Raw genomic sequence first — 15,634 nt, forward strand, 5'->3', positions numbered from 1 at the left:
GATCGTGCCCACGTTCACGTGCGGCTTCTTACGCTCAAATTTTTCCTTCGACACCTTGTATTACCCCTTCAATATTCGAATCTGGTGACGTCCGATCAGGCCGATCTTCAGGACGACTTCTTGATGACCGCTTCAGCCACGCTGGCCGGCGCTTCCGCATACTTGGAGAATTCCATGGAGTACACGGCGCGACCCTGAGTGGCGGAACGCAGGTCGGTGGAGTAACCGAACATCTCGGCCAGCGGCACTTCGGCGCGAACGATCTTGCCCGCCGGGGCATCGTCCATACCCTGCACCAGACCGCGACGACGGTTCAGGTCACCCATCACGTCGCCCATGTATTCTTCCGGCGTCACCACTTCCACCTTCATGATGGGCTCCAGCAGCACGGCGCCCGCCTTGGCGGCGCCTTCCTTGAAGCCGATGGAACCGGCGATCTTGAACGCGGCTTCCGAGGAGTCCACGTCGTGGTAGGAGCCGTCGAACAGGGTGACCTTCACATCCACCACCGGGAAGCCGGCGATGACACCGTTCTTGATCTGCTCCTGCACACCCTTATCCACGGCCGGGATGTATTCCTTGGGCACCACACCGCCGACAATGGCGTTGACAAACTCATAGCCAGTACCCGCTTCCAGGGGCTCGATGCGCAGCCAGACATGACCGTACTGGCCACGACCACCGGACTGACGCACGAACTTACCTTCCTGCTCCACCGTCTTGCGGATGGTTTCGCGGTAAGCCACCTGAGGCTTGCCCACGTTGGCCTCCACCTTGAACTCGCGACGCATGCGGTCGACGATGATGTCCAGGTGCAGTTCGCCCATGCCGGAGATGATGGTCTGGCCGGACTCCTCGTCGGTACGCACCTGGAAGGAAGGGTCTTCCTGAGCCAGTTTGGACAGAGCCACACCCATCTTTTCCTGGTCGCCCTTGGTCTTGGGCTCCACGGCCACGGAGATCACCGGCTCGGGGAACTCCATGCGCTCCAGGGTGATGATGTCGTTCAGGTCGCACAGGGTATCACCCGTGCCGACATCCTTCAGACCCACCGCAGCGGCGATGTCGCCGGCGCGCACTTCCTTGATCTCTTCGCGGGAGTTGGCATGCATCTGCACGATACGGCCGATGCGCTCCTTCTTGCCCTTGACCGGATTGTAGACACTGTCACCGGACTGCACCACGCCGGAGTAGACGCGGAAGAAGGTCAGCGTACCGACAAATGGGTCAGTGGCGATCTTGAATGCCAGCGCGGCAAACGGCTCGTCATCGGTGGAATGACGCACGCCTTCGCTTTCGGCCGCGTCATCCAGGATACCCTTGATGGCCAGCACGTCGGTGGGGGCCGGCATGAACTCGATCACCGCGTCCAGCATGCGCTGCACGCCCTTGTTCTTGAAGGCGGTACCGCACAAAGCGGGAATGACTTCGTTACGCAGGGTACGGGCACGCAGGCCCTGCTTGATTTCGTCAATGGTCAGTTCGCCACCTTCCAGGTACTTCTCCATCAGCTCCTCGGAGCCTTCGGCAGCAGCCTCCACCATGTGATCACGCCATTCCTGACAGAGCTCCACCATCTCGGCCGGCACATCCTTGGCCTCATAGCTCATGCCCTGAGAGGCGTCATCCCAGTAGATGGCCTTCATGGTCAGCAGATCCACCACGCCGGTGAAGCTGTCCTCGGCGCCGATGGGCATCACGATGGGCACGGGATTGGCGGCCAGGCGGTCGCGGATCTGACCGATCACGCGCAGGAAGTTGGCACCGGGGCGGTCCATCTTGTTGACGAACGCCATCCGCGGCACCTGGTACTTGTTGGCCTGACGCCACACGGTCTCGGACTGGGGCTCCACGCCGCCCACGGCACAGAACACGGCACAGGCACCGTCCAGCACGCGCAGGGAACGCTCCACCTCAATGGTGAAGTCCACGTGCCCGGGCGTATCGATGATATTGATGCGGTGCTCGGGGAACTGCTTGTCCATGCCGGACCAGAAGCAGGTGGTCGCAGCGGAAGTGATGGTGATGCCGCGCTCCTGCTCCTGCTCCATCCAGTCCATGGTGGCAGCGCCGTCATGCACCTCACCGAGCTTGTGGGAGACGCCGGTATAGAACAGGATACGCTCCGTCGTGGTCGTCTTGCCGGCGTCGATGTGCGCCATGATACCGATGTTCCGGTAGCGCTCGATGGGTGTTTTGCGTGCCACTTGAATTACCTCGAAAAGTCTTGTTTCCGACCGCGGGTTGCCTTACCAGCGGTAATGCGAGAAGGCCTTGTTGGCATCCGCCATGCGATGGGTGTCTTCACGCTTCTTCACGGCGGCACCCTTGCTATCAGCGGCATCCATCAGCTCGCCAGCCAGCTTCAGGGCCATGGACTTCTCGCCGCGCTTGCGGGAGGCATCCACGATCCAGCGCATGGCCAGCGCGTTCTGACGCACGGCGCGCACTTCCACGGGCACCTGATAGGTGGCACCACCCACGCGACGGGACTTCACCTCGACGCGGGGACGCACGTTTTCCAGGGCCTGCTCCAGCACCTGGATACCGTCGCCCTTCTTCGACTCAATCTGGGTCAGGGCACCGTACAGCACGCGCTCCGCAACGGACTTCTTGCCGTCGCGCATCACGGTATTGATGAATTTGGCGAGCAGCTCACTCCCGTACTTGGGATCGGGAAGGATGGTGCGCTTGGGAGCTTCAGATCTTCTGGACATGGTCTTATCTCAACGAGCCCTTAGGCCTTCTTGGGACGCTTGGCGCCGTACTTGGAGCGAGCCTGCTTACGGTTCTGTACACCCTGGGTATCCAGGCTGCCACGGACCGTGTGATAGCGCACACCCGGCAAATCCTTGACACGACCACCACGAATGAGCACCACCGAGTGTTCCTGAAGGTTGTGACCTTCACCACCGATGTAGCTGGAGACCTCGTAACCGTTCGTCAGGCGCACACGAGCGACCTTACGCAGCGCGGAGTTCGGCTTCTTCGGCGTGGTGGTATAGACACGTGTACACACGCCACGCTTCTGCGGGCAGGCCTCCAGGGCCGGCACGTTGCTCTTTTCCGTCGGGCGCTTGCGCGGCTTGCGCACTAACTGGTTAATTGTTGCCATGAAAGCGTTTCTCCTAGCCCAAAAACAACGACAGGCCGGACCTACCGGCCTGTCGAGGGTGCGATATGTTAGGCAGAGGACCCGTCAGTGTCAAGACATGACGGGCCCTCTCACCACCAAAAGACTGCTGCATCATTCCTCGGCAGCCGCGGCGCTGTCCGAATCCCCATTGGATTCGGGGGTCACCGGGGCCTGGGACGGAGCAGGCGCCGCTTCCGGCACGGCCAGGGTCAGCCCCTCGCTGTGACGGCGACGACGGCGCTCCTTGTGGTACGCCAGCCCGGAACCCGCCGGGATCAGGCGACCCACAATCACGTTCTCCTTCAGGCCGCGCAGGTCGTCCCGGGCACCGCGCACGGCGGACTCGGTGAGCACCCTCGTGGTTTCCTGGAAGGAAGCCGCTGAGATGAAGGATTCCGTGACCAGCGAGGCCTTGGTGATGCCCAGCAGCACCCGATCATACAGGGGATGCTGCTTGTCCGGTCCCAGCATGTCCATCTCTTCCACCACCCGGGCACGATCCACCTGCTCCCCGTTGAGGAAGCGGCTGTCTCCCGGATAGGTGATTTCCACCTTGCGCAGCATCTGGCGAATGATCACCTCGATGTGCTTGTCGTTGATCTTCACGCCCTGCAGACGATAAACGTCCTGGATCTCCTTGACCATGTATTCAGCCAGGGCGGTGACGCCCAGCAGGCGCAGGATGTCATGGGGGTTGGGTTCGCCGTCGGCGATCACTTCCCCGCGCTCCACGTGCTCACCTTCGAACACATTCACCTGACGCCACTTGGGAATCAGCTCCTCATGGGTCTCGCCGCTCTTGTCATCGGTGATGATCAGACGCTGCTTGCCCTTGGTGTCCTTGCCGAAGCTGACCGTACCGGAACGCTCCGCCAGGATGGCGGGCTCCTTCGGCTTTCTGGCCTCGAACAGGTCGGCCACCCGGGGCAGACCACCGGTGATGTCACGGGTCTTGGAAGACTCCTGCGGGATACGGGCGATAACGTCACCCACCTCCACCGTGGCCCCGTCTTCCAGGTTCACGATGGCGCCGCTCTGCAGCACGTAGTTGGCCGGAATCTCGGTGCCCGCCAGGCACAGGTCCTGACCATTGGGACCCACCAGCTTCACCATGGGGCGCAGGTCCTTGCCCTGGGAGCCGCGGGACTTGGGATCGATGACCACGGTGGAAGTCAGGCCGGTGATGTCGTCCACCTGCTTGTTCACCGTCACGCCATCAAGGAAGTCCTGCATGCGGATGGTACCGGCCACCTCGGTGATGATCGGGTGGGTATGCGGGTCCCAGGTCGCCACTTCCTTGCCGGCTTCCACCGCCTCGCCGTCGGCCACCAGGATGACCGCGCCATAGGGCAGCTTGTAGCGCTCGCGCTCGCGACCGGCTTCGTCGATGACGCCGATTTCACCGGAACGGGACACCGCCACCAGGTTGCCGTGCTTGTTGGTCACCGTCTTGATGTTGTGCAGACGGATGGAGCCCTTGCCCTTCACGGAAATGCTGCTGGCGGCCGCGGTACGGCTGGCGGCACCCCCGATATGGAAAGTACGCATGGTCAGCTGGGTACCCGGCTCACCGATGGACTGGGCGGCGATGACGCCCACCGCCTCGCCGATGTTCACCCGGTGACCACGGGCCAGATCGCGGCCGTAGCACTTGGCGCAGATGCCGTGACGGGTCTGGCAGGTGATGGCGGAACGCACCACCACCTCGTCCACGCCGGCGGCTTCCATGGCATCCACGGAGTCCTCGTCCAGCAGGGTGCCGCGGGGCATGATCAGGTCGCCGCTCAGGGACAACACGTCCTCGGCCAGCACGCGCCCCAACACCCGCTCACGCAGCGGCTCCACCACGTCGCCGCCTTCGATGATCGGCTTCATGACGATGCCCTGGTCGGTACCGCAATCCTGCTCGGTCACCACCAGGTCCTGGGCCACGTCCACCAGACGCCGGGTCAGATAACCGGAGTTGGCGGTCTTGAGCGCCGTATCCGCCAGACCCTTACGGGCGCCGTGGGTGGAGATGAAGTACTGCAACACGTTCAGACCTTCACGGAAGTTCGCCGTGATGGGGGTCTCGATGATGGAGCCGTCCGGCTTGGCCATCAGGCCGCGCATCCCCGCCAGCTGACGGATCTGGGCGGCGGAACCACGGGCACCGGAGTCGGCCATCATGAAGATGGAGTTGAAGGAAGGCTGCTTGACGAGATTGCCTTCGGCGTCCTCCACCTCGTCCTTGCCCAGCTTCTCCATCATGGCCTTGGCCACCTGGTCATTGGTATGGGACCAGATGTCCACCACCTTGTTGTAGCGCTCGCCCTTGGTCACCAGACCCGAGGAATACTGCTCCTCGATGTCCTTCACCTGGGTCTCGGCCGCCGCCAGGATGCCCAGCTTCTCGTCCGGGATCACCATGTCGTTGATACCGAAGGAGACACCGCCCCGGGTGGAGTACTTGAAGCCGGTGTACATCAGCTGGTCGGCGAAGATCACCGTCTCCTTCAGACCCACCCGACGATAGCAGTGGTTGATCAGCCCGGAGATGGCCTTCTTGGTCAGATCGCGGTTGACGATCTCGAACGGCAGGCCGGGGGGCAGGATGCGGGACAGCAGGGCGCGACCCACGGTGGTCTGATAGCGGGTCAGGGTTTCCGAATGCTCGCCGTCCTCGCTCACCACCACTTCGCGGATACGCACCTGCACGCGGGCGTGCAGTTCCACCACGCCGTTCTCGTAGGCGCGGTGCACCTCGTCCACGTCACTGAACATCATGCCCTCGCCCTTGGCATTGATGCGGTCGCGGGACATGTAGTACAGACCCAGCACGATGTCCTGGGACGGCACGATGATGGGCTCGCCGTTGGCCGGGGACAGGATGTTGTTGGTGGACATCATCAGGGCGCGGGCTTCCAGCTGCGCCTCCAGGGACAGGGGCACGTGCACCGCCATCTGGTCACCGTCGAAGTCCGCGTTGAACGCGGCACAGACCAACGGATGCAGCTGAATGGCCTTACCTTCGATGAGCACCGGCTCAAAGGCCTGGATGCCCAGACGGTGCAGGGTCGGCGCCCGGTTGAGCATCACCGGATGCTCGCGGATCACCTCTTCGAGGATATCCCAGACCTCCGGCCCTTCCCTTTCCACCAGCTTCTTGGCCGCCTTGATGGTGGTGGCCAGGCCGCGGCGATGCAGCTTGCCGAAGATGAAGGGCTTGAACAGTTCCAGGGCCATCTTCTTGGGCAGACCGCACTGGTGCAGGCGCAGGGTCGGACCCACCACGATCACGGAGCGACCGGAGTAGTCCACGCGCTTGCCCAGCAGGTTCTGACGGAAGCGCCCCTGCTTGCCCTTGATCATGTCGGCCAGGGACTTGAGCGGGCGCTTGTTGGTGCCGGTGATGGCACGGCCGCGACGGCCGTTGTCCAGCAGGGCATCCACCGCCTCCTGCAGCATGCGCTTTTCGTTGCGCACGATGATGTCCGGGGCGTTGAGCTCCAGCAGGCGCTTGAGACGGTTGTTGCGGTTGATGACCCGGCGATACAGATCGTTCAGGTCGGAGGTGGCGAAGCGACCGCCATCCAGGGGCACCAGGGGACGCAGGTCCGGCGGCAGCACCGGCAGCACCGTGAGGATCATCCACTCGGGCTTGTTGCCGGACTCCAGGAAGGACTCGATCAGCTTCAGGCGCTTGGCCAGACGCTTGATCTTGGTGTCGGAACTGGTCTCGCGCACTTCCGTGCGCAGGCGGTTGGCCTCCTGCTGCAGATCGATGGAACGCAGCAGCTCGAACACGGCCTCGGCGCCCATGCGGGCGTCGAACTCGTCGCCATGCTCCTCGATGGCGTCCAGGTACTGCTCGTCGCTCAGCAGCTGGCCTCGCTCCAGGGTGGTCATGCCCGGATCCACCACCACGAAGGCTTCAAAATACAGCACCCGCTCGATGTCGCGCAGGGTCATGTCCAGCAGCAGGCCGATGCGGGACGGCAGGCTCTTGAGGAACCAGATGTGGGCCACCGGGCTGGCCAGCTCGATATGCCCCATGCGCTCGCGGCGCACCTTGGTCTGGGTCACTTCCACGCCGCACTTTTCACACACCACACCGCGGTGCTTGAGGCGCTTGTACTTGCCGCACAGGCACTCGTAGTCCTTGATGGGGCCGAAAATCTTGGCGCAGAACAGGCCATCCCGTTCCGGCTTGAAGGTACGGTAGTTGATGGTTTCCGGCTTCTTGACCTCGCCGAATGACCAGGACCGGATCATTTCAGGGGACGCCAGCGCGATCCGGATGGCATCAAATTCTTCCACCTGGCCTTGCTGCTTGAGTAGATTGAGAAGATCTTTCATCGATTCACCTCGATTGAGTCGGAGCGGACACGTCCTGATTGCCCGACGGGGCGGACGGAAGGTCCGCCCCCGTCATGTGGTCCTGGCTCAGTCCTGCTCCAGTTCGATATTGATGGCCAGCGAACGGATTTCCTTCATGAGTACGTTGAAGGACTCGGGAATATTCGCTTCCATCCGGTGATCGCCGTCGACGATGTTCTTGTACATCTTGTTGCGGCCCTGTACGTCATCCGACTTCACGGTCAACATTTCCTGCAGTGTATAGGCGGCGCCGTAGGCCTCCAGGGCCCAGACTTCCATCTCCCCGAAGCGCTGGCCGCCGAACTGGGCCTTGCCGCCCAGCGGCTGCTGGGTGACCAGGCTGTACGGACCGGTGGAACGGGCGTGCATCTTGTCGTCCACCAGGTGGTTCAGCTTCAGCATGTGCATGTAGCCCACGGTGACCGGACGATCGAAAGAATCGCCGGTACGGCCGTCGAACAGGGTGGTCTGACCGGTTTCCGGCAGATCCGCCAGCTTGAGCATGTGCTTGATCTCATGCTCTTCGGCACCGTCGAACACCGGCGTGGCCATGGGCACGCCGCGACGCAGGCGTTTGGCCAGCTCAATGACTTCCTCGTCGGTGAGCTGGGACAGGTCTTCCTTGATGTTCTTGGGATCATGGTTGTAGACCTGATCCAGGAACTGGCGCAGCTCGTCCACCCGGGCCTTGGCTTCGATCATGCGACCGATCTTCTGGCCCAGGCCCTTGGCGGCCCACCCCAGGTGGGTCTCCAGCACCTGCCCCACGTTCATGCGCGACGGCACGCCCAGGGGGTTGAGCACGATATCCACCGGAGTGCCGTCATCCAGGTAAGGCATGTCTTCCATCGGCACGATCATGGACACCACACCCTTGTTACCGTGGCGGCCGGCCATCTTGTCACCGGGCTGCATGCGACGCTTCACGGCCAGGTAGACCTTGACCATCTTCAGCACGCCCGGGGCCAGATCGTCACCGGCGGTGAGCTTGGCCTTCTGCTCCTTGAAGCGCTTCTCGAAGGCGTCATGCTGCAGCTTGAGCTGATCCTGCATCAGTTCCAGCTGTTCGTTGACTTCCTCGCTGCGCATGCGGATCTCGAACCACTTCTCGCGAGGCAGTTCGCTCAGATAGGTGCGGGTCACCTTGGCGCCATCCTTCAGGCCGCCGGGGCCACCGGCCGCCAGCTTGCCGGAGAGCAGCTTCTCCACGCGGTCGTAGATGTCGTCCTCGTAGATGCGCAGCTGGTCCTTGAGATCCTTGCGGACGGATTCCAGGGCCATTTCCTCGATCTGCAGGGCACGCTTGTCCTTCTCCACGCCGTCGCGGGTGAAGACGCGCACGTCGATCACGGTGCCCTCGATGCCGGAAGAGACACGCAGGCTGGTGTCTTTCACGTCCGAGGCCTTCTCGCCGAAGATGGCGCGCAGCAGCTTCTCTTCCGGGGTCAGCTGGGTCTCGCCCTTGGGCGTGACCTTGCCTACCAGGATGTCACCCGGCTTCACCTCCGCACCCACGTAGACGATGCCCGACTCATCCAGCTTGGACAGCAGACCCTCGGACACGTTGGGGATGTCGGCACTGATCTCCTCCGGCCCCAGCTTGGTGTCCCGGGCCACGCAGGTGAGTTCCTCGATATGGATCGAGGTAAAGCGGTCTTCCTGCACCACCCGCTCGGAGATGAGGATGGAATCCTCGAAGTTGTAGCCATTCCAGGGCATGAAGGCCACCAGCATGTTCTGGCCCAGGGCCAGTTCGCCCAGATCCGTCGAGGAACCGTCGGCGATGACGTCGCCGCGGGCGATGACGTCACCGACACGGACCAGCGGACGCTGGTTGATGCAGGTGTTCTGGTTGGAACGGGTGTACTTGATGAAGTTGTAGATGTCCACACCGGGTTCACCGGCTTCGGTCTCGTCGTCGTTGACGCGCACCACCACGCGGGCCGCGTCCACGGAGTCCACCACCCCGCCGCGACGGGCCACGATGGAAGAACCGGAGTCGATGGCCACGGTACGCTCGATGCCGGTGCCCACCACCGGGGTCTCGGCACGCAGACAGGGCACCGCCTGACGCTGCATGTTGGAACCCATGAGGGCGCGGTTGGCGTCGTCATGCTCCAGGAACGGAATCAGCGCCGCCGCCACGGAGACGATCTGCTTGGGCGAGATGTCCATGCACTGGATCTTGTCCGGGGTGGACATGGTGAACTCGTTCTGGAACCGGCAGGACACCAGTTCGTCCACCAGGCTGCCGGACTCGTCCAGGGTGGCGTTCGCCTGGGCGATGACGTAGTTGCCTTCCTCGATGGCCGACAGATACAGGATCTCCTCGGTCACCTTGCCGTCCACCACCCGGCGGTACGGGGTTTCCAAAAAGCCGTAGCGGTTGGTGCGGGCGTACACGGCCAGAGAGTTGATCAGACCGATGTTCGGACCTTCCGGGGTCTCGATGGGGCAGACGCGACCATAGTGGGTGGGATGCACGTCACGGACTTCGAAGCCCGCCCGCTCGCGGGTCAGACCGCCGGGACCCAGGGCGGAGATACGCCGCTTGTGGGTGACCTCCGACAGCGGGTTGTTCTGGTCCATGAACTGGGAGAGCTGGCTGGAGCCGAAGAATTCCTTCACCGCCGCCGCCACCGGCTTGGCGTTGATCAGTTCCTGGGGCATCAGACCTTCGCTCTCGGCCACGCTCAGGCGTTCCTTCACGGCCCGCTCCACGCGCACCAGGCCGACGCGGAAGACGTTCTCCGCCATCTCGCCCACGCTACGCACGCGACGGTTGCCCAGGTGGTCGATGTCGTCCACATGGCCGTTGCCGTTACGGATGTCGATCAGGACCTTGATCACGTCCAGGATGTCGTTGTTGTCCAGCACGCCGGGGCCGATTTCTTCCTCGCGGCCGACGCGGCGGTTGAACTTCATGCGACCCACGGCGGAAAGATCGTACCGGTCTTCGCTGAAGAACAGGCTCTGGAACAGATTCTCGGCGGCATCCTTGGTCGGCGGCTCACCCGGACGCATCATCCGGTAGATCTCCACCTGCGCCTCCAGCTGGGAACGCGTGGTGTCAATGCGCAGGGTGCTGGAGATATAGGGACCGTGATCCAGATCGTTGGTGTAGAGGGTACGGAAGGTCTTGGTGCCGGAACGACGGATCTTCTCCAGCATGTCGGGCGTGAGCTCGTCGTTGGCATTGGCCACCAGCTCGCCGCTGTCCTCGTCGACGATGGTATGGGCCAGGATCTTGCCCACCAGGAACTCGGCCGGCACTTCCAGGGACTTCAGCTCGGCCTGCTCCATCTGGCGCACGTGGCGGGCAGTGATGCGACGGCCGGATTCCACCAGCAACTGGTCGCCCACATAGATGTCAAAGGCCGCCGTCTCGCCACGCAGGCGCTCCGGGACCAGTTCCATCTCGAAACCTTCCTTGAGGATCTTGACCGTATGGGTCTCGAAGAAGGTTTCCAGGATGTCTTCTTCCTCCATGCCCAGGGCACGGAGCAGCACCGTCGCGGGCAGCTTGCGGCGACGGTCGATACGCACAAAGATGGCGTCCTTGGGATCAAACTCGAAGTCCAGCCAGGAGCCGCGGTAGGGAATCACGCGGGCATTGAACAGGAGTTTGCCGGAACTGTGGGTCTTGCCCTTGTCGTGGTCGAAGAACACGCCGGGGGACCGGTGCAGCTGGGACACGATCACGCGCTCGGTACCATTGATCACAAAGGTACCGTTCTCGGTCATGAGCGGCAGTTCGCCCATGTAGACTTCCTGCTCCTTGATGTCCTTGACCACACGGGAGCCCGCCGGGGCTTCCTTGTCGTAGATCACCAGGCGCAGCAGCACACGCAGCGGAGCGGCGTAGGTCATCCCCCGCAGCTGGCATTCCTTCACATCAAATACGGGATCACCCAAGCGGTAGCTGACGTATTCCAGTTCCACGGACCCGGAATAGCTCACGATCGGGAACACCGACTTGAAGGCGGCGTGCAGACCTATCTCGTCGCGGCCCTGACGGGGCTCGCTCATCTGCAGGAACTGACGGTAGGAATCAATCTGCGTGGCCAGCAGATAGGGGACATCGAGGATCTGGGGCCGTTTGCCGAAATCCTTGCGGATGCGCTTCTTCTCGGTGTAGCTATAAGCCATTGTGATTCCTCACACTAGAATCGACACGCCACCCTTGTGTGCGGGGTGAAGTGGAGCAAGCAGCAAGAGGCCGGCGGTGCATCACCGCCAGCCCCCGGGTGTCACGCGACCAGGTCGCGAAACAAAGACCAGACCAACGCCTTACTTGAGTTCGACGCTGGCGCCGGCTTCTTCCAGTTCCTTCTTGATCTTCTCGGCTTCATCCTTGTTCACGCCTTCCTTCACGGTGGCGGGAGCGGATTCGACCATGTCCTTGGCTTCCTTCAGACCCAGACCGGTCAGACCGCGGATGACCTTGATCACGTTGACCTTGTTGGCGCCGAAGCTGGTCATGACGACATCGAACTCGTCCTTGACTTCAGCAGCGGCTTCGCCACCGGCGGCGGCGACGGGGGCGGCAGCCACGGCAGCGGCAGCGCTCACGCCGAACTTCTCTTCCATCGCGGAAATCAGATCAACGATTTCCAGAACGGTCATGTTGGAAATGGTTTCCAGGATTTCTTCTTTCGAAACAGCCATGGTTAACTCCTAAGAGGGTGTGATACCCGATTCGGTTCAAAAATATGCTCAGGCAGCAGCCTGTTTCTGGTCGCGAATAGCGGCCACAGTGCGAACGAACTTGCCCGGGACTTCGTTGAGGGTGCGCGCGAACTTGTCGAGCGGCGCCTTCATGACAGCCATGAGCAGGCTGATGGCCTGGTCGCGGGTCGGCATGCTGGCCAGACGATCCAGGTCGCCCGGGCCCAGCAGCTGTCCACCCACGGACACCATCTTGCACTCCAGCTTCGCGTGGCTCTTGGAAAAGTCCTTGACCAGTCTTGCAGCAGCACCCGGATCTTCCTGGGAGAAGGCCAGGACCAAGGGTCCGACCATACCTTCCTGCATGCACTGGAAATCGGTCCCCTCGACCGCACGACGGGCGAGGGAATTCTTCACCACCCGCAGGTAGACGCCGGACTCACGCGCTTTCTTGCGCAGTTCGGTCATCTCGCCCACGGAGAGCCCGCGATATTCAGCCGCAACGGCTGAATAAGCACTGGCGGCCACCGCAGCGACCTCAGAGACAATCGCCTTCTTGTCTTCGAGATTCAGTGCCACGGATATACCTCCTGTTTGACGTCAAGGGCATGCGCCGATGACGCTGAGTGATAAAGCCGGAGGCCGGGCCTCCGACTACCTTTACGGCGTACCCTCAGCAGGAAGAACCTGAATCGGGAGACACCGTCTGCGCAGGCGGACCTGAAACTTCCATTAAGTCCCGGCAACCGGGACGCCTGCGGTCTTGGACGGATACCGGCTTGCGCCGGCAGTCCCACCCAAACTTAAACATTTAAACGCCCTTCCCCCCCGCGGGGGGAGAAGGACTTGAAGCCATTACAGCGCCAGCGAACCCTGATCCACCGGCACGCCGGGGCCCATGGTGGTGGAAACGGTCACCCGCTTCATGTACACACCCTTGGCGGCAGCCGGCTTGGCCTTCATCAGGTCGCCCAGCAGCGCCATCAGGTTCTCTTCCAGCGCCTTGGGCTCAAAGCTCACGTTGCCGATGGTGCAGTGGATGATGCCGCCCTTGTCGGTGCGGTAACGCACCTGACCGGCCTTGGCATTTCTCACCGCGCCGGCCACGTCGGCAGCCACCGTGCCCACCTTGGGGTTCGGCATCAGGCCGCGGGGACCCAGGATCTGACCCAGCTGGCCCACCACGCGCATGGCGTCGGGGCTGGCGATCACCACGTCGAAATTCAGATTGCCGGCCTTCACCTCGGCGGCCAGATCATCCATGCCGACGATATCGGCACCCGCTTCACGGGCGGCGTCGGCATTGGCACCCTGGGTGAACACGGCCACGCGCACGGTCTTGCCGGTGCCGTTGGGCAGCACGGTGGAACCACGCACCACCTGGTCAGACTTACGCGGGTCCACACCCAGGTTCACGGCCACGTCCACAGACTCACTGAACTTGGCGGAAGCCGTGTCCTTCAGCAGTTGAAGGGCTTCGGACACCGGATACATCTTGCCCGGCTCGACCTTCTCGCGGATCGCCCGCATGCGCTTGCTCAGCTTTGCCATCTCACACGCCCTCCACGTCAAGACCCATACTGCGCGCACTGCCGGCGATGGAACGCACGGCGGCGTCCAGATCCGCGGCGGTCAGGTCAGGCATCTTGGTACGGGCCACTTCTTCCACCTGCTCACGGGTCACCTTGCCCACCTTGACGATGTTGGGGGTAGCGGAACCCTTGGGCACACCGGCGGCCTTGCGCAGCAGCACGGAAGCCGGCGGGGTCTTGGTGATAAAGGTGAAGGAACGGTCGGAATAGACGGTGATCACCACAGGAATCGGCAGACCCGGCTCCAGACTCTGGGTCTGGGCATTGAAGGCCTTACAGAATTCCATGATGTTCACACCACGCTGACCCAGTGCAGGGCCGACGGGGGGACTGGGGTTGGCCTTACCGGCGGCCACCTGAAGCTTGATGTAAGCTTCGATCTTCTTAGCCATGACATGAACTCCTGAGTGTGGGTGCTAGCGCCTTTCGGCTCCCCTGAGGAAAAGCGGCAGGACCCGGGGCTCCCCAGGTCCTGCCGCAATTCGGTCATTCCAGCAGATCTATACCTTCTCGACCTGATGAAACTCCAGCTCCACGGGCGTGGAGCGGCCAAAAATCTGTACAGCCACCAGCAGGCGGTTCTTGTCGTAGTTGACCTCTTCGACGACGGCATTGAAATCGTTGAAGGGACCATCGGTCACCCGGACCACTTCTCCGGGCTCGAACAAGACCTTGGGACGCGGTTTTTCCGCGCCTTCCTGCATGCGCTGCAGAATAACATCGACTTCCTTGTCAGAAATGGGCGTGGGACGATCGGCATTGGCGCCGATGAAACCCAGCACCTTGGGCACGCTCTTCACGAGGTGCCAGGTGTCTTCGTCCATCTCCATCTGGACCAGGACATAACCGGGGAAGAACTTGCGCTCGCTCTTGCGCTTTTGTCCGTCGCGCATCTCCACCACTTCCTCGGTGGGCACGAGGATGTCCCCGAACTTGTCCTGCATGTCGAAACGGGCAACGCGCTCCTTGAGGGAGCGCTTCACCTGATTCTCGAAACCGGAATATGCATGCACGACATACCAACGCAGGGCCATCTTGACTTCCTAATTGCTCAGCGGATGAATTCGCGAATTGACCACCCCAGCAGCATATCGATCAGCCACAGCATGATCGCCACGAGAATAGTCACAGCCAGGACGACCAGAGAAGTCTGCAGTGTCTCGACCCGGGTGGGCCAGACCATCTTGCGCACTTCCGTGCGTGATTCCTGAAGGAATCCCGCCAGCGCCCGACCCTTGGCAGTGGTAAATACGATACCCACCGCCACCCCGCTGATTGCCAGCAGGCCCAGAACGCGGAAGAGCGTCGACCCGTCCGAGAACCAATAAAAGCCGATGACGCCCGCCACCAGCAGCCCAACGGCTACCAGTAGCTTGACGGTGTCGAAACCGGCACCTTCTACTTCCGCTTTACCTGCCATGGGATAGAACTTGACCCGGTTGCAATCGCAACTGCCTGCGAGAGATGGCAGGCCAGGAGGGACTCGAACCCCCAACCTGCGGTTTTGGAGACCGCTGCTCTGCCAATTGAGCTACTGGCCTGTAACAACCGATACAAGCGAATCGCCTTTCGATTCAAACCCGGCGCCCACTTTGGGAGGGCGCCGGACTCAAGCCGATGCAGCCGGACGATTGTATCGCCTCGGCGGATGATTCCGCCAGTACTTCTTACTGCTTACTCGATGATCTTGGAAACGACGCCGGCACCGACGGTACGGCCACCTTCACGGATCGCGAAGCGCAGACCGTCTTCCATCGCGATCGGCGCGATCAGGGATACGGTCATCTTCACGTTGTCACCCGGCATCACCATCTCGATGCCTTCCGGCAGATCGCAGGAACCGGTCACGTCCGTGGTACGGAAGTAGAACTGCGGACGG

11 protein-coding genes, 1 tRNA gene and 1 pseudogene are annotated in these 15,634 nt (G+C 62.1%); all 13 read right to left on the reverse strand.

The features are described from left to right. Window positions 1-107: 107 nt before the first annotated feature. A complete protein-coding gene (fusA, locus tag ECTPHS_RS12855; protein WP_008933190.1) occupies window positions 108-2,207 on the reverse strand; it encodes an elongation factor G in 2,100 nt (699 codons plus the stop codon). Window positions 2,208-2,249: 42 nt separating this feature from the next. Next, the gene (gene rpsG, locus ECTPHS_RS12860) at window positions 2,250-2,717 is read right to left on the reverse strand and encodes a 30S ribosomal protein S7 (RefSeq protein ID WP_008933191.1); all 468 of its coding nucleotides are present in this window, start codon (window positions 2,715-2,717) and stop codon (window positions 2,250-2,252) included. Between the two features lie 20 nt (window positions 2,718-2,737). Beyond that, the gene (gene rpsL / locus ECTPHS_RS12865) at window positions 2,738-3,115 is read right to left on the reverse strand and encodes a 30S ribosomal protein S12 (RefSeq protein ID WP_008933192.1); all 378 of its coding nucleotides are present in this window, start codon (window positions 3,113-3,115) and stop codon (window positions 2,738-2,740) included. 132 nt (window positions 3,116-3,247) lie between these two features. Then, a complete protein-coding gene (gene rpoC / locus ECTPHS_RS12870; protein ID WP_008933193.1) occupies window positions 3,248-7,474 on the reverse strand; it encodes a DNA-directed RNA polymerase subunit beta' in 4,227 nt (1,408 codons plus the stop codon). A gap of 87 nt (window positions 7,475-7,561) precedes the next feature. After that, window positions 7,562-11,644 (reverse strand): DNA-directed RNA polymerase subunit beta, encoded by a 4,083-nt coding sequence (rpoB, locus tag ECTPHS_RS12875; protein WP_008933194.1) that lies wholly within the window; start codon window positions 11,642-11,644, stop codon window positions 7,562-7,564. A gap of 141 nt (window positions 11,645-11,785) precedes the next feature. Continuing rightward, window positions 11,786-12,163 (reverse strand): 50S ribosomal protein L7/L12, encoded by a 378-nt coding sequence (gene rplL, locus ECTPHS_RS12880; RefSeq protein ID WP_008933195.1) that lies wholly within the window; start codon window positions 12,161-12,163, stop codon window positions 11,786-11,788. Window positions 12,164-12,211: 48 nt separating this feature from the next. After that, entirely contained in the window at window positions 12,212-12,736 is a 525-nt protein-coding gene (gene rplJ, locus ECTPHS_RS12885) for a 50S ribosomal protein L10 (RefSeq protein WP_210386931.1), read from the reverse strand. A 282-nt stretch (window positions 12,737-13,018) separates the two neighbouring features. Further along, window positions 13,019-13,714 (reverse strand): 50S ribosomal protein L1, encoded by a 696-nt coding sequence (gene rplA, locus ECTPHS_RS12890; protein ID WP_008933197.1) that lies wholly within the window; start codon window positions 13,712-13,714, stop codon window positions 13,019-13,021. A 1-nt stretch (window position 13,715) separates the two neighbouring features. Then, the gene (gene rplK, locus ECTPHS_RS12895; protein WP_008933198.1) at window positions 13,716-14,147 is read right to left on the reverse strand and encodes a 50S ribosomal protein L11; all 432 of its coding nucleotides are present in this window, start codon (window positions 14,145-14,147) and stop codon (window positions 13,716-13,718) included. 108 nt (window positions 14,148-14,255) lie between these two features. Then, window positions 14,256-14,789 (reverse strand): transcription termination/antitermination protein NusG, encoded by a 534-nt coding sequence (gene nusG, locus ECTPHS_RS12900; protein ID WP_008933199.1) that lies wholly within the window; start codon window positions 14,787-14,789, stop codon window positions 14,256-14,258. A 17-nt stretch (window positions 14,790-14,806) separates the two neighbouring features. Further along, complete coding sequence (gene secE / locus ECTPHS_RS12905; RefSeq protein WP_008933200.1) at window positions 14,807-15,175, reverse strand: preprotein translocase subunit SecE; 369 nt, start codon at window positions 15,173-15,175, stop codon at window positions 14,807-14,809. 45 nt (window positions 15,176-15,220) lie between these two features. Beyond that, window positions 15,221-15,296 (reverse strand) — tRNA-Trp (locus ECTPHS_RS12910). Window positions 15,297-15,429: 133 nt separating this feature from the next. Next, window positions 15,430-15,634 (reverse strand): annotated as a pseudogene (gene tuf, locus ECTPHS_RS12915) (elongation factor Tu); the annotation flags it as partial.

It is taken from the genome of Ectothiorhodospira sp. PHS-1 (genome assembly GCF_000225005.1).
Taxonomy (GTDB): domain Bacteria; phylum Pseudomonadota; class Gammaproteobacteria; order Ectothiorhodospirales; family Ectothiorhodospiraceae; genus Ectothiorhodospira.